At 62.8% G+C, this 18066-nt stretch carries 17 protein-coding genes; 3 read left to right on the top strand and 14 right to left on the bottom strand.

Annotated elements, in window-relative coordinates; translation table 11 throughout:
* Nucleotides 1-157: 157 nt before the first annotated feature.
* The 9 genes from apnL to oiaX form a co-directional block, all read right to left on the bottom strand.
* Complete coding sequence (apnL, locus tag AC1DJO_RS06420; RefSeq protein ID WP_112388484.1) at nucleotides 158-2014, bottom strand: D-apionate lactonase; 1857 nt, start codon at nucleotides 2012-2014, stop codon at nucleotides 158-160.
* A complete protein-coding gene (locus AC1DJO_RS06425; RefSeq protein WP_112388483.1) occupies nucleotides 2011-3045 on the bottom strand; it encodes a Gfo/Idh/MocA family protein in 1035 nt (344 codons plus the stop codon). Before AC1DJO_RS06425 ends, apnL begins: the two co-directional genes overlap by 4 nt.
* 1 nt (nucleotide 3046) lies before the next feature.
* A complete protein-coding gene (locus AC1DJO_RS06430) occupies nucleotides 3047-4111 on the bottom strand; it encodes an ABC transporter permease (RefSeq protein ID WP_112444108.1) in 1065 nt (354 codons plus the stop codon).
* The gene (locus AC1DJO_RS06435; protein ID WP_112388481.1) at nucleotides 4108-5658 is read right to left on the bottom strand and encodes a sugar ABC transporter ATP-binding protein; all 1551 of its coding nucleotides are present in this window, start codon (nucleotides 5656-5658) and stop codon (nucleotides 4108-4110) included. The genes AC1DJO_RS06430 and AC1DJO_RS06435 overlap by 4 nt, the downstream gene beginning before the upstream one ends.
* On the bottom strand, nucleotides 5655-6299 hold the full coding sequence (locus tag AC1DJO_RS06440; RefSeq protein WP_112388480.1) for a DUF2291 family protein: 645 nt from the start codon (nucleotides 6297-6299) through the stop codon (nucleotides 5655-5657). Before AC1DJO_RS06440 ends, AC1DJO_RS06435 begins: the two co-directional genes overlap by 4 nt.
* 78 nt (nucleotides 6300-6377) lie before the next feature.
* Complete coding sequence (locus AC1DJO_RS06445; protein ID WP_112388479.1) at nucleotides 6378-7319, bottom strand: D-ribose ABC transporter substrate-binding protein; 942 nt, start codon at nucleotides 7317-7319, stop codon at nucleotides 6378-6380.
* A gap of 140 nt (nucleotides 7320-7459) precedes the next feature.
* Nucleotides 7460-8287, bottom strand: coding sequence for a phosphogluconate dehydrogenase C-terminal domain-containing protein (locus AC1DJO_RS06450; RefSeq protein WP_112388478.1), 828 nt, complete (start codon nucleotides 8285-8287; stop codon nucleotides 7460-7462).
* Nucleotides 8288-8377: 90 nt separating this feature from the next.
* Nucleotides 8378-9709, bottom strand: coding sequence for a four-carbon acid sugar kinase family protein (locus tag AC1DJO_RS06455; RefSeq protein WP_112389005.1), 1332 nt, complete (start codon nucleotides 9707-9709; stop codon nucleotides 8378-8380).
* Nucleotides 9710-9714: 5 nt separating this feature from the next.
* The gene (oiaX, locus tag AC1DJO_RS06460) at nucleotides 9715-10971 is read right to left on the bottom strand and encodes a 3-oxo-isoapionate-4-phosphate decarboxylase OiaX (protein WP_112388477.1); all 1257 of its coding nucleotides are present in this window, start codon (nucleotides 10969-10971) and stop codon (nucleotides 9715-9717) included.
* 186 nt (nucleotides 10972-11157) lie between these two features.
* Between oiaX and AC1DJO_RS06465 the strand changes: the two genes are divergently transcribed.
* From AC1DJO_RS06465 to dhaL, 3 genes are read left to right on the top strand one after another with little or no spacing between them, the layout of a single operon-like run.
* Nucleotides 11158-11862 carry a transcriptional regulator NanR gene (locus AC1DJO_RS06465; RefSeq protein WP_112388476.1) on the top strand — a complete coding sequence of 235 codons (705 nt, stop codon included), beginning with the start codon at nucleotides 11158-11160 and terminating at the stop codon, nucleotides 11860-11862.
* A 52-nt stretch (nucleotides 11863-11914) separates the two neighbouring features.
* Nucleotides 11915-12925, top strand: a complete 1011-nt coding sequence (gene dhaK / locus AC1DJO_RS06470; RefSeq protein ID WP_112388475.1) for a dihydroxyacetone kinase subunit DhaK — start codon at nucleotides 11915-11917, stop codon at nucleotides 12923-12925.
* On the top strand, nucleotides 12925-13560 hold the full coding sequence (gene dhaL, locus AC1DJO_RS06475) for a dihydroxyacetone kinase subunit DhaL (RefSeq protein ID WP_112388474.1): 636 nt from the start codon (nucleotides 12925-12927) through the stop codon (nucleotides 13558-13560). Before dhaK ends, dhaL begins: the two co-directional genes overlap by 1 nt.
* A 450-nt stretch (nucleotides 13561-14010) precedes the next feature.
* Here dhaL and derI read toward each other — a convergent pair whose 3' ends face one another.
* The 5 genes from derI to AC1DJO_RS06500 all read right to left on the bottom strand — a co-directional run bounded on the left by derI (nucleotide 14011) and on the right by AC1DJO_RS06500 (nucleotide 18062).
* Nucleotides 14011-14466, bottom strand: a complete 456-nt coding sequence (derI, locus tag AC1DJO_RS06480) for a D-erythrulose-4-phosphate isomerase (RefSeq protein ID WP_112388472.1) — start codon at nucleotides 14464-14466, stop codon at nucleotides 14011-14013.
* A gap of 11 nt (nucleotides 14467-14477) precedes the next feature.
* A complete protein-coding gene (locus AC1DJO_RS06485; protein WP_112388471.1) occupies nucleotides 14478-15248 on the bottom strand; it encodes a triose-phosphate isomerase in 771 nt (256 codons plus the stop codon).
* Nucleotides 15245-16021, bottom strand: coding sequence for a DeoR/GlpR family DNA-binding transcription regulator (locus AC1DJO_RS06490; RefSeq protein WP_112388470.1), 777 nt, complete (start codon nucleotides 16019-16021; stop codon nucleotides 15245-15247). The genes AC1DJO_RS06485 and AC1DJO_RS06490 overlap by 4 nt, the downstream gene beginning before the upstream one ends.
* A 100-nt stretch (nucleotides 16022-16121) precedes the next feature.
* Complete coding sequence (locus AC1DJO_RS06495) at nucleotides 16122-17057, bottom strand: sugar-binding transcriptional regulator (RefSeq protein WP_112388469.1); 936 nt, start codon at nucleotides 17055-17057, stop codon at nucleotides 16122-16124.
* 72 nt (nucleotides 17058-17129) lie between these two features.
* Complete coding sequence (locus tag AC1DJO_RS06500; protein ID WP_112388468.1) at nucleotides 17130-18062, bottom strand: sugar phosphate isomerase/epimerase family protein; 933 nt, start codon at nucleotides 18060-18062, stop codon at nucleotides 17130-17132.
* Nucleotides 18063-18066 lie beyond the last annotated feature (4 nt).

The raw sequence follows: 18066 nt of genomic DNA on the forward strand, positions 1-18066 counted from the left end.
TTCATGATGCGCAATTCTCATCTTGCCGACCATCTCGACATCGCCATCAAACTTACCAGGGCCGAGGGTTCAGAGCTCCTGGCCTATCTTCTGCAGATGGCCAAGGAAGAAATCCGCGTCAAACGCAGCATGCCGTCGCATGCGCGAATGGGTACCATCAGGGCAGGCCGACGCGCTCCACGGAATAGGGCGCAAGTCTGATCAGACCCTGTCCACCGCCTGCGGGATAGAAGCTTCCGAGAGCGGCTTCCTGAACACGCGACGTGATGTTGACGAGGCACAGCGACTGCACGCTAGCGTCCTGCACCAGCAATGCCAGAACATCTGACGGCACTGCCGACCGGCATTCGCGCCAGCTGTAGCCGGCCATGCCGGCCAAGGCTTTGACCGTGTTGAAGAGTGGTCGCGGCGAACCGGGTGGTGACGGCTCGCCGTCTCCGGCAATCAGACCGAAAGGTCCCGTCAGCGCCGAAAGCGTCAGACATTCCAGGCCAGCATCGGCCACCTGAATCCCGTAGGCAAAAGCGAAGGCTTCGGCGAAACGGCCATTCTGGCGCGGATCGCTGTTGGCCATCGGAATGCGGGCATGGCCTGGGTTGTCCATCGTCCGGCTGCCATAGGGGTTCTGGCGCATGGGAATGGTGGAAGGGCCGATCCGGTACGGCTTGCTGCCATAGATCGCCCGCACCGAGCGGGTGATGAAAGGCAATGCCTCCAACGTCTGCATGACGCTCAGGTCGTCCGCCGCATGCACGATCGGGTTGGTGCAATGGGTGACGAAATCCAGGTGCCAGGCCGGCACGCGTTTGCGGTTGAGCTCGGTGAAATAGCTGAGCATGCCGCCGCCGAGGCTCACCTCGCCGAATGCGGCACGTGCCGCCGCATAGACTTCTTCCAGCGGCGGGCATTCCGGCCACTTGCTGCCCGGCGGCGTCGATTGGCGATCGACGGAGGGGGAGACGACGATCGCGTCGGGTGAGAAATGTGCCGCCTTCATCAGCGCCGCGATGTCGCGTGCTTCTTCCGCCGGTGACCTGACGCAGGGCAAGGCGATTTCGATCGTCGCCGAGCCCCGATGGCCTCTCGCGATTGCCGCGAAGTCGTCGAGCACCGCGCGTCCATGCCCGGCAAGCGGATCGAAATGAAAGAGCAGGTGCTGCGGCGCGATCTCGTCCAGCATCTCTTTCGCCGCCAATGTGGCGCGCGCTTCCTCGGGTGTCACGACGATGCCGATCGGCGGCATCGTGCCTGACCGGTCGCCCTTCCTGATCTCGACCACACGCTGCGCCGTTTTCGCCGATGCAAAGCCCTTGCGGCGGTCGTCGATCGACAGCACGATGCGCTGGCGCACCGGTTCGCCGGCGCCGATCCTGTAAGGCCAGGGAAGCGCCAGCGGGCGCACGTAGGTCTTATAGGAAGCGTCGGACCAGTTGCGCTGGTCCTCCATTTCGAACGTGTCGCCCTCCATCAGGCATTTTGCCAGGATGCCTTCGGCAACGGCATGCGTGATGGATCGCATATCCTTGAAGGGCTGCCAGGGATCGATCAGGTCGGGGAAGACCGTGTCGGCCACGTGGCCATCGACATCCTCGACCCTGACTGGAGCTCCGGCCACGCCGACGATCGGATGCAGGATGCAGAAGCCGCAACGGTTGGTTTCGAAGCCGGTCGCCGAAAGCGCATCGGCCTCGAATGTCAGTTCGGTTTCCGTGGCGGCAATTCGCACGGCGATGGCGAGCGTGCTTCCATCAGGGCCGACGCAATGGGCGGTATACCGAACGGCAAAGCGGCCATCGCCCTGTTCTACGGTCAGATCGTCGATGCGCGGGCTGTAGGTACCCCAGTCGCGATCGCGCACGAGATAGGAAACGGCCCGCAGCACCTCGATACCATTGTATCTGATCGTTCGCAGATTGCCGTTGGCGAGATCGGCGGAAAGCCGCCCGGCAGAAAGCGTCACCGGCTGCTCTTCGGCCTCGTGCGTACCATAGAGGGCGAAGGTTTCCGATGTCATCCGAGCATCGCCTCGATATCGACAGTCTTGCCGGAGGCCGCACTTTCATAGGCCGCTTCGACAAGCGCGAAAGTCTTCAGGTTATCGGCGCCGGAGGTGGCGGGCTCGCCGCCGTTCCTGAGACGCTCGACCCAGTGTTCCTGGATCGCATAGACGCTTTCCTGGATATTGTGCCAAGGGCGCGACGCCCAGGAGAGCAGCTGCGGCGAAGCATCGGAGACGACGGTGCCAGCCGCGTTGGTGACTTCGAGGCGGTACCCGGATGACAGGCGGATGGTGCCATCGGTGCCGTCGAGTTCGATCAGGGTCTCCGGGAAATTCTCGGTACCGAGCTTCGTTGCATAGCTGACATCGACGACCGAGGTCGCGCCACTTTCGTGATCGAGCAGGATCGTCGCGACGTCCTCGCCCTTGATGTCAGGGTTGACCCGCTTGGTGCGCGCCGTCAGCGTCTTGACGTCGCCGAGAATGAAGCGGGCGATATCGAGCGTGTGGATGCCGAGATCTTCGATGATGAAACGCTCGCCTTCGGCCAGATAGGGCTGGCCCGAGAAGACGTCGTAGCCCGAGCGGAAGGAGAAGCGGCCCCAGAAGGGCGTGCCGATCGCCTTGGCGTCGAGCAGCCGGCGCACCGCCTGGATCGGCGTCTGCCAGCGGAAATTCTCATGCACCATCAGCGGAATGCCGGCCTCGCGGCAGGCCGTCACCATTGCCTTGGCATCCGCCAGCGACAGCGCGAATGGCTTCTGGCAGATGACCGGAACCTTATGCCTGGCCGCCATCTCGACCAGCGGTCGGTGGCTCGGAACGGTCGTTGCGATATCGACGAAATCGAAGCCGCCAGCAGCGAAGAGTTCGGCCGCATCCGCGTAGCGCCGTTCGATGCCGAACTGGTCGCCGACAGCCTTCAGGCGGGCCGGATCGCGGTCGCAGATCGCCACGATCTCAGCGCCCTCGACGTCGCGCCAGGCATGCATCTGGTTGACCGCGAAGAAGCCGCAACCGATCAGAGCACCTTTCAATTCCGTCATTTCAACCTGCCTTTGCCATCTGCATGAGGGTAACGCGCTGCTGCAGGCGGCGCTGTGCCTGGTCGACGACGACGGCGATGATGATGACGAGGCCCTTGATGACCATTTGCCAGAAGGACGATACGCCCATCATCACCAGTCCGTCCGACAGAATGCCGATGACGAACGCGCCGATGATCGTGCCGCCGATCGTGCCGCGGCCGCCCGACATCGAGGTGCCGCCGAGAACGGCTGCCGCAATCGCGTTCAGTTCGAAGCTTTCGCCGGTTGCCGGATGCGCTGCCATCAGTTCGGAGGAGATGACGACCCCGACGATCGCGGCGCACAGACCGGAGAACATGTAGACGAAGATCTTGACTAGATCGACCCGGATGCCGGACATGCGCGCCGCCCGCTCATTGCCGCCGACGGCGAAGATGTGGCGGCCGATCGGCGTGGAGCGCGCCACATAGGCGGCAACGAGCGCCAGCACGATCAGGATCCAGATCGACACCGGCAGGCCGAGGATGCGGCCGGCACCGAAGAAGTCGAAGCCGGTCGTCGCGTATTCCGGGCGGCCGACGAGGTTCGGGAAGGTCTGGCCGTCGGAGGAGAGCAGCGCCAGGCCGCGGGCGATATAGAGCGTGCCGAGCGTCGCGATGAAGGGCGCGACGTTGAGCTTGGTGATCAGCAGCCCGTTGATCAGGCCGATGGCGAGGCCGACGGCAAGCGTGATCAGCACGATCTCGAAGAGATTGAAGAAGATCGTATAGCCGATCGGCAGTTCGATCCCGTAGAGGATCAGGCCACCGGCGACCATGCCGCAGAGGCCGACGATCGAGCCGACCGAGAGGTCGATGCCGCCGGTGATGATGACGAAGGTCATGCCCATGGCGAGAAAGGCGTTGAGCGCCACATGCTTCGACATCAGGATCATGTTCGCCGTCGAGGTGAAGTTCGGCGCGAAGATCGCAAAGAAGATGATGACGGCAAACAGCGCGATGAAGGTTCTGAGCTTCATCAGCGTCAGAAGTGCGGAGCCGTTGGCGCTCTTCGGCGCTGTGGTAGTCGTGGTAGCCGCCGTCATGACGCGAGTTTCCCTGTCTGCTGTCCGTGTCCCTTGGCCGAAGCCGCGATGATGGCATCTTCCGTCGCTTCGCTGCGATCGAAGACGGCGATCAGCCGTCCGTTGCTCAGGACCGCGATGCGATCGGAAAGCGCCATGACCTCTTCGAGGTCAGAAGTCGAAAACAAGATGGCAAGCCCGTTGGCCGCCAGCCGCCGCATGGTGCGGAAGACGTCGGCCTTGGCGCCGACATCGATGCCGCGGCTCGGCTCGTCCATCAGGAGTACTTTCGGATTGGTCATCAGCGCCTTGCCGATGACCACCTTCTGCTGGTTACCGCCCGACATCGAGGTGACCTCAAAATCCGGGTTGGGCGCCTTGATCGAGAGGTCCTTGATGGCTTCGCGGATCGCATTCTTCTCCGCCGATGCGCTGATATGGAAGAAGCGGGCGAAGCGGCCGAGGCTTGCCAGCGTCAGATTGCTGGCGATCGACAGAACCTGCACCAGACCCTCGCGCTGGCGATCCTCAGGGATCAGCGCCAGGCCGCGGCGGATGCGCCGGGTTGTGTCGCGGGCGCGGACTTCCTGGCCGTCGATGAAGATCTTGCCGGTGGAATGCATGTGGCGGCCGATGACGCATTCGAAGAACTCGCTGCGTCCGGCGCCCATCAGGCCATAGATGCCGAGAATTTCGCCCGACTTGACCGAGAGCGAGACGTGATCGACGGCAAGCCCGCCGGTCGGGCGCGGCAGCGAGATATCCTCGGCGCGGAACATTTCGCCACCGAGAGCGTGATTGTCTGCCTTGGCGAAATCCTTGGCATCCGAACCGATCATCGAGCGGACGATCCAGCGGGTGTCGATATCTTTCACCATCGCCTGGCCAGTGATCTGGCCGTCGCGCAGCACGGTGATGTAGTCGCCGATCCGCATCAGCTCTTCGAGACGATGCGAGATATAGACAATCGCCACACCCTGCGCCTTGAGCTCACCGATGACCTTGAAGAGGATTTCGACTTCGGCCGCAGAAAGCGCCGAGGTCGGTTCGTCCATGATCAGGATGCGGGCATCAAGGGACATGGCCTTGGCGATCTCGACCAGCTGCTGCTGGCCGATCGGCAGGTCTTCGACCATGGTTTCGGCGTCGATCCCTGCGTCGAGGCGCTTCAGGAAGCCGTTGGCCTTTTCCACCTGCGCCTTGTGGTCGATACCCAGCACGCCGCGGGTGATCTCGCGGGTGGCGAAGATGTTTTCGGCCACCGTCATGTTGGCGAAGAGGTTGAGTTCCTGGAAGATCATGCCGATGCCGTGCGCCTGCGCATCGGCCGGGCTGTCGAAGGAGACCTGTTTGCCATCGAGAATGATCTTGCCAAGCGTCGGGCGCTCCACGCCGGCGATGATCTTCATCAGCGTCGACTTGCCGGCACCGTTCTCGCCGACGAGAACGTTGACCGCGCCGCGGCGCAGCTCAAGATTGGCGCGCTTGACGGCAACGATGCCCGAATAGACCTTCGAGACATCGTCGAGGCGCAGGATGATATCGTCCTTGGCGGCGTCTTCAGTCATGGCGCCACCGTCAGCTCAGAAGGGGTGACCAGCGGCAGATCGCTCCCCGATGGCAGCGGGAAGGCGCCCACGACTGTGACCGTCTTGCCGGTTATACCGTCACGCGGCACGGCCGACAGGAAAGCGGTGTTGGCCTTCTCGTTGAAGGCCTTGCCGAACTGGGCCCATTCGATCTGGTTCTTGAATTCGTTGAAATTGACGAAGTCGAGCGTGTCGCGCAGCGCCGTGCCGCGCAGGGCCGGGCCGATCTGTACCTTGGCATCCGCCTTGCCGTCGCCATCGGCATCGACGTCGAGCGTTGCGGCGCGCGATTGCGTGTCCGCAGCCACGACCTTGCCGGTGAATTTCACCGCATAGGTCCAGGGCGCGCTCGCCTGCTTTCTCGGATTGCCGTATTTCTCACCTGCCTGATCGGGCCCCGCGGCAACAGCGGCCACGACGTCCTTCAATTCGCCGGCGCGCTTTTGATAATAGGGAACAGCCTGCGACTGCCAGATGGCCTCGACCTTGGCATTCGGATCGAATGCGGTCTTTGCGGCCGCCGCTGCCTTTTCCTCGGCAGTCGGCGTCTTGATGATCTTGCAGCCTGGCAATGCCGCCGCCACGAGAGCGGCGATCAGGGCGCCCCTGATCCTCAACATGCTGTGAACCTCGAATTTCGTGAAATAGGCCGCAGAGGGCGCGGTTTCCCGGACCCTCTGCGGTGTGTTTTATGCCGGTTACTTCGAAATCGCGAAGGTTTCGAGCTTGGAGGCGTTGTCGGCGTTGATCAGAACGCAATCCATCAGCTGCTTTTCTTCCTTCGGCAGCGTCTTGTTCTTGATGTAGGCGTCAGCCTGCTCGACGGCCATCTGGGCCTGGGCGTATGCCGGCTGCAGAACGGTGGCCTTGATGCCGCCCGCCTTGATCGAGTCGCGAACGTCGTTGGAGCCGTCGAAACCGACGACGATCACGTCCTTGCGGCCGGCAGCCTGGAGAGCGGCGATCGCGCCCATGGCCATCGTGTCGTTGCCGGAGATGACGCCCTTGATGTCAGGGTTTGCCTGGAGAATGGTTTCCATCTTGGCGTAGGCTTCGGTCTGGCTCCAGTTGGCCGACTGCTTGGCAACGCTCTTCAGATCCGGATAGTCGTCGATGACGTCATGATAGCCCTGCGAGCGGATGCCGGCATTGGTGTCGGATTCCTTGCCGACGAGCTCGACATAGTTGCCCTTCTCGCCCATCAGCTTGACGAATTCCTGCGCGCCGAGCTGTGCACCCTGGTAGTTGTTGGAAACGATCTGGGCGACGGCAACACCGGTCGCATTGATTTCGCGGTCAATCAGGAAGGAGGGGATGCCCGCATCCTTGGCCTTCTTGACGGCGGCGACCGAGGCGTCGGCGCCGGCGTTGTCGAGGATGATGGCCTTGGCGCCGCGGCCGATGGCCGTGTCGATCATTTCCGACTGCTTGTTGGCGTCGTCGTCATGGGTCATGACGAGCGCTTCGTAGCCGAGTTCCTTGGCCTTTGCTTCGGCGCCGACGGCTTCAGCCTTGAAGAACGGGTTGTCATGGGCCGGCGTGATGATGGCGATCAGATCAGCCGAAAATGCCGGCATGGCAACGCCGAGCGAAAGGGCGCCCGCGAAGGCCGCAAGGGTCAGTCTGCGTGTAAAAGTCATGGTTTCTCCTCCCGAGTTTGACGCATGGGCCGGGCCACCCCGGCCCAACCAGAATTCATGCGATATTCATTGCCGGACCGTCTCTTGGACTCCCCACCGGGCCGGCGATGCGGCAGGGCGTAAACCCCGCCGCGGCATTGTCAGGTGATGCGCCGGATGCTTTCGGCGATCTCCTGAGGTTCGAAGACCTTCTTCCAGTCGTCGCGCATCAGCGCGGGGATGCCGAACTCGATCGCCTTGTTGCAGGCATCCGAGAACACGCCGTCGACTTCCTTGAAGATGACGGCGCCGAGCACGTTCATATGGCCGAGCAGGAAGTCGCGGGCGGCTTCCGCAGGCACGCCGCGGGCAACGCATTCGTCCATGGCCTGGCGCATGACGACGAGCAGCGAGGCGCAAACGGTTTCAGACAGACCCGGCTCCAGCATCGCCATCTGATCGACGGTGACGCGGTGCGAGCGCATGACCGGCGCCCAGATAACCTTGGCGATTTCTTCGCCGAGATCGTAGGCGGCTTCCGGACCCTGCATCAGAGCAGAGACGATATGCTGCTTGGCGAAGAGGCCGCCGAAGTGATCCTTCTTCGCCTGCATGTCGGTCTCGTCGTTGAAGATCGGCGGATGGCAGGGGTGCGTTACGAAATAGGTGAGATCGGCGCGCTCAGGCAGATGTCCGGCGAAGGGTGCAGCGGCGTCGAGCGCGACGACCATCGTGCCCGGCTTCAGCTTGCCGACGATACCGGTTGCGACCTTGCCGATCGCCGTATCGGGAACAGCGAGAATGACGACGTCAGCACCGGCAAGACCTTCATCCGCACCGACGCAATCGATGCCGAGATCGTTCTTGAGGCGCGCCTTGCCGGCATCGCTGACCTCGACATGACGGACATCGAAGCGCGAGCCTTTGAGGTTTTTGGCAAGCCGGTAGCCCATTTTGCCACCAGCGCCGAAGAGGGCAATTGCAGTCATGTTTCCTCGCCTTTCGATTTTTTCAATCAGGTATCGCAACTGGTATGATGAGTCAATCACTACATCAGTTGCTATCAACAATTTGATCCGTCAGGATCGACGTCCATCGCGTATTTGCGCGAAATAGCCGTCGGATCCGACCTGACCGCCCTTCAGCGCGATCTGCAGTCCGTTCGTCGGCGCGTATGAACCGTGGGCGGTGCAAAGCGGCGAGCCCGGCGTCTGAGGCAGAGGCAGCAACGTTGTCAGCGCCTCGACGCGCAGCTCGCTCAATGCATGACTGGACGTATCGCCACCGGCGATGACGGCGCGGGGCAGCTTCTCCGCTTCGACCAGCCGCCGCAGGATGACACCGAGGCGGATGCCGAGCTGGTGGCGCGCTTCTGGAATGCGGTCGATCTCCGTGCCGCGGTCTGCGGAGGGGCCGAGCGCCGTGTGCAGGATGACACTGCGGCCGGATTTCAAGGCTGAAAGACCTGCGGTGACGGCGCCGTCGATTGCGGCGTCGCCGCTTTCGCCGACCAGCGCCAGCGGATCGACGGGAATGGTATCGAAGCCACTCTCGGCCGCGGTGCGGATCTGCCGCTCCGTCGTCGGCGAGACGCTGCCGGAGACAACGGCAAGGCGCTCCACCGCGCCGGGTAGCGCGAACTCAACCTTGCCGGAGGTTAGCCCCTCGTGCTGCCAGGCATGCAGCAGCGCATATTGAATGCCGGAGGAGCCTGCAACGAACAGGCCGCCATTGCCGCGCAGGCGCCAGACCTGTTCGCCCGCAATCGCCTGCGACGCCGGACCATCGACATCGACGAGCAGGATGCCGGGCTTCCCGGCAAGCAGTGTATCGATACCCGCTGAGGCATCGGCCGCCGTCATCGCCAGATCGGCAAGGCGGATCGGCAGGCTGGTCTGGGCGGCAAGATGTACGGTCAGGTCAGCCTCGGCCATCGGCGTCACCGGATGGCGGCTCATGACCGGGTGACGGTCGATGCGGTAGACCGTGCCCTGATAGGCGGCGAAGAGATTGCCGAAGGCGGTGTAGCGCTTCAGCTGCGGCGCGCCGACGATCACGGGCACGCAATCCTGCGCGAAAACCTCGCGGCCGATCTCGATCGCTTTGCCGATATTGCCGATCGCAGGGCTGGAATCGAAGGTCGAGCAGACCTTGTAGTGGCAGACCGCGGCGTCGAGCGCTTTCAGCCAGGCAAAAGCAGGCGACAGGTTTGCCGTCATCCATTCCGGTGTCTGACTGCGGCTGGTACCGGCAATGCCGATCGCCTGGCAATCCGCGAACTTGGCAAGCGTTTCGGCGCTGGGAATGCCGAGGAACAGAGCGGTCTTCACGCCGTTGGAAGCGAGCGCCTCCATCACATCGGTCGAGCCGGTGAAGTCATCGCCATAGTAGCTGAGCAGCAGCTTGCTCATGGCAATCACGCACCCTTGCCGTCGGCGAACTTGGCGATAGAGGCCGCCAGTTCAGGATGATCCTTGGCATAGGTCTCAAGCGGGATATCGGCAACCGCCGCCTGCCATGCCTGCTGCACCGCGCGCACGCCTGCCGCCGGGCCGCCCGGATGGCTGACGATGCCGCCGCCGCAGAGATAGAGGAGGTCGGTGGTCCGGCCGGTGCGCTGATAGGTTTCCGGTGCCTGGCCGCCCCACTGGCCGGAACCGGCTACTGGAAGCGGGCAATCCGCCTTGTCGAACAGCGGTGTGCTGACCGCCTTGAAGGATTCGACGAAGCTTTCATCCGGCTCCCAGTATTTGACGCGGATGCCGTTGATCTGGAACTGGTCGACGCCGAGCAGGCGCCAGAATTGCTGATAGACCTTGAAATCGAGGCCGGTCGCCGGGTTGCGGGTCAGGATATCCCAGCCGTTGCGGTGGGCGTGGAGCACCAGTCCGGAGCGCTTGCGCAAAAAGCTCATGCCGCCGAAGCCGATCGAATTGATATTGACGACGGCGCAATTGCCGCCCGCCTTGAGGACCAGATCATGGTTACGCATCATCTCGTCCGGATCTGCATGCGAGATGCCGAAGGCATACATCACCTTCTTGCCGGTCTTCTGCTCGTGATCGAGGATCAGCGGCATGATCGCGGCGACGCGGTCCTTGAGCGGCGAATAGGCCGGGCTCATCAGTTTCTCGTCGTCCTTGATGAAATCGACGCCGGATGCGATCAGTTCGCCGACGAGTTCCGCCGTTTCATGCGGACGCAGGCCCAGCGCCGGTTTGACGATGGTGCCGATGATCGGGCGACCCTCGACGCCGGTCAGCTTGCGGCTGCCAGCAACGCCGAACTGCGGCCCGGGATGGGCGCCCTTGAATTCCGGCGGCAGCTTCAGATCGACGATGCGAATGCCGGTCATGCCCTTGATCGAATAGACGCCGCCGATTGCAATCGTCATCAGCGCCGAAAGATCCGTGCCGATGGCATCGAGCGGGAAGGCGATATCGACATCGGCGCGCTTGAGCGGTCCGTGACCTTCGGCAACTTCCGGCCAGCCGGGCGTCTTCGCATCCTCGAGAGGGCGGATCGCCAGCACGCGGGCAGCGACACGCGCCTTCAGCTCTTCGGTTTCGCCGGGAACCGGAACGAAGGTGCCCGTCGACTGATCCGATGCGATCTTGTCGGCCATGGCTTCGACGCTGCCCGCAGTTTCAATGCGGTAGGTAAGGGTGATCATACTCACGTCTTTAATGCTCCTCAGGCCAAGCCCAGCATCTTGGCAATCATTGCCTAACTGGTATAATGAGTATTCCAATTTCGCAAATGGAAAATTTCCTGAGCGCTGCCGAATGATTGTATCGCGGCCTTTGTCGCCGCCGCGCAAAATGCTAATGGGGAGGGAATTCTGAGCCAGCGAGACATCATGACCCAACCAATCGAGCAGATCGTTCGCCGGAAGCTCTCCGACGAGGTTTTCGACAGGCTCGAACGCATGATCACCTCGGGCGAACTGAAGCCCGGTGATGAAATGCCCTCCGAGCGCGTGCTGATGGAACGTTTCGGGGTCGGCCGTCCGGCGATCCGCGAGGCGATGCAGTCGCTGGCTGGTATGGGCCTCGTCAACATTTCCCATGGCGAGCGCGCCAAGGTGCTGAAGCTGACGGCGCAGTCGATCTTCCGGCAGGTGGACCTGACGGCGAAGATCATGCTGTCGCAGTCCAATGACAGTCTCGAAAACCTGAAGAGCGCCCGTATCTTCTTCGAGCGCGGCATGGCGCGCGAAGCGGCGCAGCGCGCGACGTCAGCCGATATCGAGGCGCTGAAGACGATCATCAGCCGCCAGCGCGAGTCGCTTGGAAACGCTGAAGATTTCATCTCCGCCGACATGCAGTTTCACACCCGCATCGCGCAGATTTCCGGCAACCCGATCTTTGCCGCGGTCAGCGAGGCAATGCTGGCGTGGCTGCGCGAATATCACACGGAGATGCTGATCTGGACCGGCAAGGAAAAATTCACGCTGGTCGAGCACGAAGAGATCGTCGAGCGCCTTGCGGCACGCGATGCCGATGGTGCAGAATCGGCGGTGCTGAAGCATCTCGAGCGCTCACGGGCGCTCTACACGAAATAGGCAGGCCTGCCGCCTGGGAAGAGGGGCGGCTGCATGCATCGAAGGAGGATCGATGACGGTCAAGAAAATCATCAACAACGGCGCCGATGCCGTCGACGAAATGCTGGCGGGTATGCTGGCCGCCCATCCCAATCACCTGAAACTGATCGAGGGCACCACCCGCTCGGTGGTCGCGGTCGATGGTCCGCGCAAGGGCAAGGTCGGCCTGGTGATCGGCGGCGGCTCCGGTCATGAGCCGAGCTTCGTCGGTTTCGTCGGGCGCGGTTTGGCAGACGCTGCGGCGATCGGCAATGTCTTCGCCTCGCCGCCGCCGGACCCGATCCTCGAATGTGCCAAGGCCGTCGATGGCGGCGCGGGCGTGCTTTTCATGTATGGCAACTATGCCGGCGACGTGATGAATTTCGACATGGCGGCCGAAATGGCGGCGATGGAAGACATCGAGGTGCGCACGGTGCTGACCACCGACGACGTCGCCTCGGCACCGCGCGACCGGCGTACGGATCGCCGCGGCGTGGCCGGCAATGTCTTCGTCTTCAAGATCGCCGGTGCTGCCAGCGACCGGATGATGGATCTCGATGCCTGCGAGGCCGTCGCCCGCAAGGCCAATGACCGGACCTTCACCATGGGCGTGGCGCTCGGCCCTTGTTCCCTGCCGCAGACGCGCAAGCCGAATTTCGAGCTCGGCCCCGACGAGATGGAAATCGGCATGGGCATCCATGGCGAACCGGGCGTCGAGCGCGGCCCGCTGAAAAGCGCCAATGCGATTACCGACGATCTGCTCGACAAGATCCTGCCCGAGATGAAAGCCGACCGCGGTGACCGCGTTGCCGTTCTGGTCAACGGCCTCGGTGCCACGCCGCTAATGGAGCTCTACATCATGATGGCCCGCGTCAAGCAGCGGCTTGATGGCGAGGGCCTTGTCATCCACTCGACGCTCGTCGGCAATTATTGCAGCTCGCTCGACATGATGGGCGCCTCGGTGACCCTCATGCATCTCGACGATGAGCTGCAATCGCTGCTCGACCACCCCTGCGATTGCGCCATGTTCAGGAGCGGCCACTGATGGCTGAGATCACTGCACAGGACCTGCGCGCCCTGTTCTCGGCGATCGCCGCGACCATTACGGAAAACCGCGACCGCCTCAGTGAACTCGACGGCGTCATCGGCGATGCCGACCATGGTATCACCATGGAGCTCGGTTTTTCGACGGTGAAGACAAGCCTCGCGGCCAATGCGGCAGAGAGTGATCTCGGCGCCATCTTCAACCTCGCCGCCAAGTCATTCCTGAACGCCGTCGGCGCCTCATCGGGACCGCTCTATGCGACGGCCTTCATGCGCGCCGGTGCGGCGCTGAAGGGCAAGGCATCCGCCGGCGACGAGGACATGGTGAGGGCGTTTGCCGCCATGGCCAAGGGGATCGAGGACCGCGGCAAGGCAGTACCGGGCGAAAAGACGATGGTCGATGCCTGGCGCCCGGCCGCCGATGCGGCTGAGGCAGCGTTTGCCAACGGCTCTTCGCTTGCCGTCTGCCTGAAGGCGGCTGTGGATGCGGCAAATGCCGGGGCGGAAGCGACCAAGGCGATGCTCGCGACCAAGGGCCGGGCATCACGGTTGGGCGAGCGTGTGCTTGGCCATGCCGATCCGGGGGCGGTTTCGGCGGCGTTGATTATCGGGACGATGGCGGCGAGTTTCGGGTGAGGTGATCTTCGCTAGCGAGACCCTGTGAAATGGCAGTCTCGGTGTCCTGCGATGTTGCCTACTCGCTGCCCTCATTCCTGTGCTTGTCACAGGAATCCAGCCACGGCGCGTCTGCGCCGTGAATGATTCTTGAGTAAACGTAAAAATCTCCCGCCGCGCGGACGCGCGGCTGCTGGAGCCCTGTGACAAGCACAGGGATGAGGGAGAACTACGGGTGTAGCCCCCTCATCCGGCCCTTTGGGCCACCTTCTCCCCGCTGGTGAGAAGGGAAAGCTGCGGCGGCCTCTCGCTCTGACTTCCCCCCTCTCCCCTCGGGGAGAGGGTAGGGTGAGGGGGCTCCAGGCACGCCAGAGCGTTTCAAATCCCGCATGGAAGCAGGCGACGGAGCGGGCATGGTATCACGTGCGTACAAACACGAGGAGCGCCTCATGATGAAGGCACCCACCCAACTCACCGAACGTTATACTTCGCGTCCAGCTCGTCCATCGCCTTCACATTCCCAGCAGACCGGCCGTTCTCGTCGAACGTCTGCGCCAGAAACGCATCGGCGATCGACTTCGCCAGTTCGGTGCCGATAACGCGGGCGCCCATGGTGATGATTTGGGCGTTGTTGGAGAGCGCTGCGCGTTCGGCCGAATAGGTGTCGTGGGTCAGCGCGGCGCGGATGCCGGGGACCTTGTTGGCCGAGATGCAGACGCCGATGCCGGTGCCGCAGACGAGGATCGCCTTGTCGTAGGTGCCGTCGATGACGCCGGAGGCGACGCGGTCGGAGAGGTTGGCGTAGAAGGGATCGGCGCCTTCGTTGGTGCGCGAGACTTCGTGCACCTCGAAACGATCCTTCAGATGATCGGCCAGAACCTTGGCGAGACCTTCGCCGGCGCTGTCTCCTGCAATGGCAAGCTTCATTGTCGTTCTCCTTAGAGTTTGGCGGCGCATTTGGCGAGAATGTCGAGGTAGCCCTCGACGTTCCAGGCCGAACGGCCGATGAAGAGCCCGTCGATATGGGGGCTCGAGATCAGTTCTTCGCAGTTTCCAGGGTTGACCGAGCCGCCGTAGAGGCAAGGGATCTTGCGGCCGAGCACCTCTTCGGCAACCGCAATGATTTCGGCCTGGCGGGCGTCGGCATAATCGGCGCTCGCCGGAATGCCGTTTTCGCCAATTGCCCAGACGGGCTCATAGGCGAGCAGGATCTCGGCCGATTTCTGTGCTGCCGAGAGCTTCGAAAGGGCGCCGCGCACCTGCGTGGCCAGAATCTCCGCGGCCCTGCCGCTTTCGCGGTCGGCAAGCGTCTCGCCAATGCAGATCAGCGGGATCAGGCCGTGGCGGACGGCCGCTTCGGTCTTCAGGCCGACCGTCTCGTCGGTTTCGCCGAAATGCTCGCGGCGCTCGGAATGGCCGAGCTCGACGATATCCAGATTGCAGTCCTTCAGCATCACCGGCGAGACCTCGCCGGTCCAGGCGCCCTGATCGGCCCAGTGCATGTTCTGCGCGCCGACCTTGACGGATGTCTTGGCCAGCATCGCCTTGACTTCGCGCACGGCGGTGAAGGGCGGGATGACGAAGCGCTGGATACGCGGATCGCGCGCCGCATCGGCAGCTTCGAGGCCGCGGGCGAAAGCTTGCGCTTCGGCAAGTGTCTTGTTCATCTTCCAGCTGGTGCCGATCCAGAAGCGCGGCTTTTCGGTCATGTCGGATCCTGTTCTGATGCGATGGTGAGCGCGATGCCCGCCTGTTCGAATTCGTCGAGGGCGGGCTTTTCGGGCGCCTTGTCGGTGATGACGGCGTCGAAGCCGGCCAGATCGGCCATCACGTGCAGGGCGGTGTGGCCGATGCGCTCGTGGTTGACCAGGAGGCAGCTCCTCGATGCCGAAGCGATCATCGCCCGCTTGGTACGGACCGCATTGTCGTCCATGTGATAGGCGAGCCTGCCGCTGACGGCGGGAGTCGAGATGAAGGCGATATCGGCCCTGAGCTTCGACAGCGCTTCCTCGGTGACGACGCCGAGATAGGCGTTGAATTTGGCGGAATAGATGCCGCCGAGCGCGATCAGCGTGATGCCGTTTTCGCTCTTCAGCCGCTCCATGATCGCGGCGTTGTTGGTGATCACGGTCAGTGGCCGCTTCTGCAGCAGCATTTCGCCAAGCACCGCCGCCATCGACCCGTCATTGACCATCACGGTCATCCCGGGCTCGACCAGCTCCAATGCCTTCTGCGCCATGGCGATCTTGGCTTCGCCGCCCTGGCGCTCGCGGATGCGGAAATCGCTTTCGAACTGGGTTCCGGCGTCGATCGTCGCGCCGCCGCGGACCTTGCGCAGCACGCCGGCCTGCTCAAGGTCGTCGAGATCGCGGTGAACAGTCATCTTCGACACGGTGAAGCGATCGGCAAGGTCGTCGAGATCGACGGTCTTGTTTTCGACGAGCAGATTGACGATCAGCTGCTGCCGCTCTTCCCGCTTCATTCCGGTCTCCACCCAAGTCTATGGTGTTAAGGTAACGGATATTTCGTGATAAGCAACATATATGATGTGATTTTGCGATCAAATAATGTTGCTTTGGTGGCTATTGCAACAGCGTCTGTGCGGTCTTCTCATCGGTGATGAGGCCGAAAAGGCGGCGGCTGTTGAGGATGGCGCGGATCGCCGCGACCTTCGACTGGCCGCCGGCGAGCGCGACGAGACGTTCGGTCTTCGACTTCGGGAAGGAGGCCGAAAGCGTGCGGGCGGTCAGCGCCGTGTCCAGCACCTGGCCATCGGCATCGAAGAAATGGCCGAGAATTTCGCCGACGCCACCGGCCGCGGCGATATCCTGGATTTCGCTGGGCTCGACCATGCCCGAGAGCACCAGCTGCGCTTCGGCATCGACGGTTCCAAGGCCGACGAGCTTGAGATCCGCATTGTTGGCGAGGTCGAAGACTTCCTTCACGGCGCGTTGCGCCTTCAGCACCTTACGGTCCTCGCCGGTATTGGCGAAGAAGGGGACGGGCATCACATAGGCATGCGTCCCGGTCTTTTCGGCGATCCGGTGCATCACGTCGTAAGGATTGGCGCCGTAGTTCCGCGTCAAACCGCCAAGCAGCGAGACGAAACGCAGGTCCTTGGCGTTGATGCGCGGCATGTACTGGACGGCCGCCGACAGTGTGCGCCCATGACCGAGGCCGATCACCTTGTTGTCGCCCCGCTCGATCTCGCGCTTCAGATATCCGGCGCCGGCATGGCCGAGCGCGCGCAGCGGCAGGCCTTCCTCGCCGAGATCGGGTGCCACTTCGCAATATTGCAGCCCGAAACGCTCCGAAAGGCGGGATTCGAGCTCGACGCATTCGACGATATCGCCGTCGATCGTGACTTTCACCACGCCATCGGCGACGGCGCGCGCGATCAGCCGGTGCGCCTTGACCGAGGGCACACCGAGGCGCCGGGCGACCTCCGACTGGGTCAATCCACCGGCGTAATGCAGCCATGCGGCACGTACGGCAAGCGTATCATCGGCATCCGTCACAGCCGCTTCCTTTCGAATGTCCTGCGTGGCGATTCCGCCGCGTCGTGGTGCTGCCTTTTAAAATTCTCCATCTCAGATGTTCAAGTCGTCGATGCCGGTGTCGATATACGGCGACCAGAACGCGATGCTTTCGGCGATCTGCGGGATGACCTCGCGATCGTTCGGCTCACGCTCCTTGAAAGAGAGTTCGAGGCAGATCTCGTTGTTGACAGCACCGCCATCGGCAAAGGCCTTCAGCAGCGGCGCCGGCTGAATGCGGCCCCTGGCGTTGAAATCAGCGGTGAAGGGACGGTGGCCACCCTTGTCCATCAGGCTCTGCTTGATGTGGATGATCGGCGACACCGGCGGCACGGCGCGCGCCCAGGCATAGGGATCGAAATCGTCGGGGTTGGCGGAGGTGACGTCACCATGGTCAATATCGGCCATCATCCACATCGGGATCGCCATTTTCGCCGCCGTCAGCCGCTCCTGCAGCGAGAGGCAGGCGGCGATCGTCTCGCCGAACTCGCGGCCGACGCTCATCGGCTCCCAGAAAACATAGGAAAGACCGGCGGCACGGCCGTGCTCGGCGACCTCGGCCCAGCTGTCGATGGCGATCTTGATCAGTTCCTCACGGCGAACGGGGTCGTCGAAATCCTTGTAGGTGAAGATCGCAAACTGCGTGCCGACGGAATCGCCGCCGAGATCGGCGGTGATATCGGCAAAGGTCTTGAACCAGTCGATATAGTAGCGCCTGACCTCGGCATCCGGATGGCCGAAATGGTTGAGACGGCCGTAGGGGCCGGTCATGCCCGAGGTGACGCGAACGCCGGTGCGCCGCAGCGCCGTGTTCATGCTCCGCGTCAGGCGGCGGATCACGGGCGCCTGCCAGCTCGGATTGATGAATTCATGGGTCAACTGCAGGTCTCGGATCTTCAGGTCGCTCGCCACCGTGTCGATCAGATCGTCGGGCTCCGCGAAGCGGTTTACCAGCGGATTGGTGTTCAACGAAAGCGTCAGCGTCATCGAA

It is taken from the genome of Rhizobium sp. 05N430, from assembly GCF_056396985.1.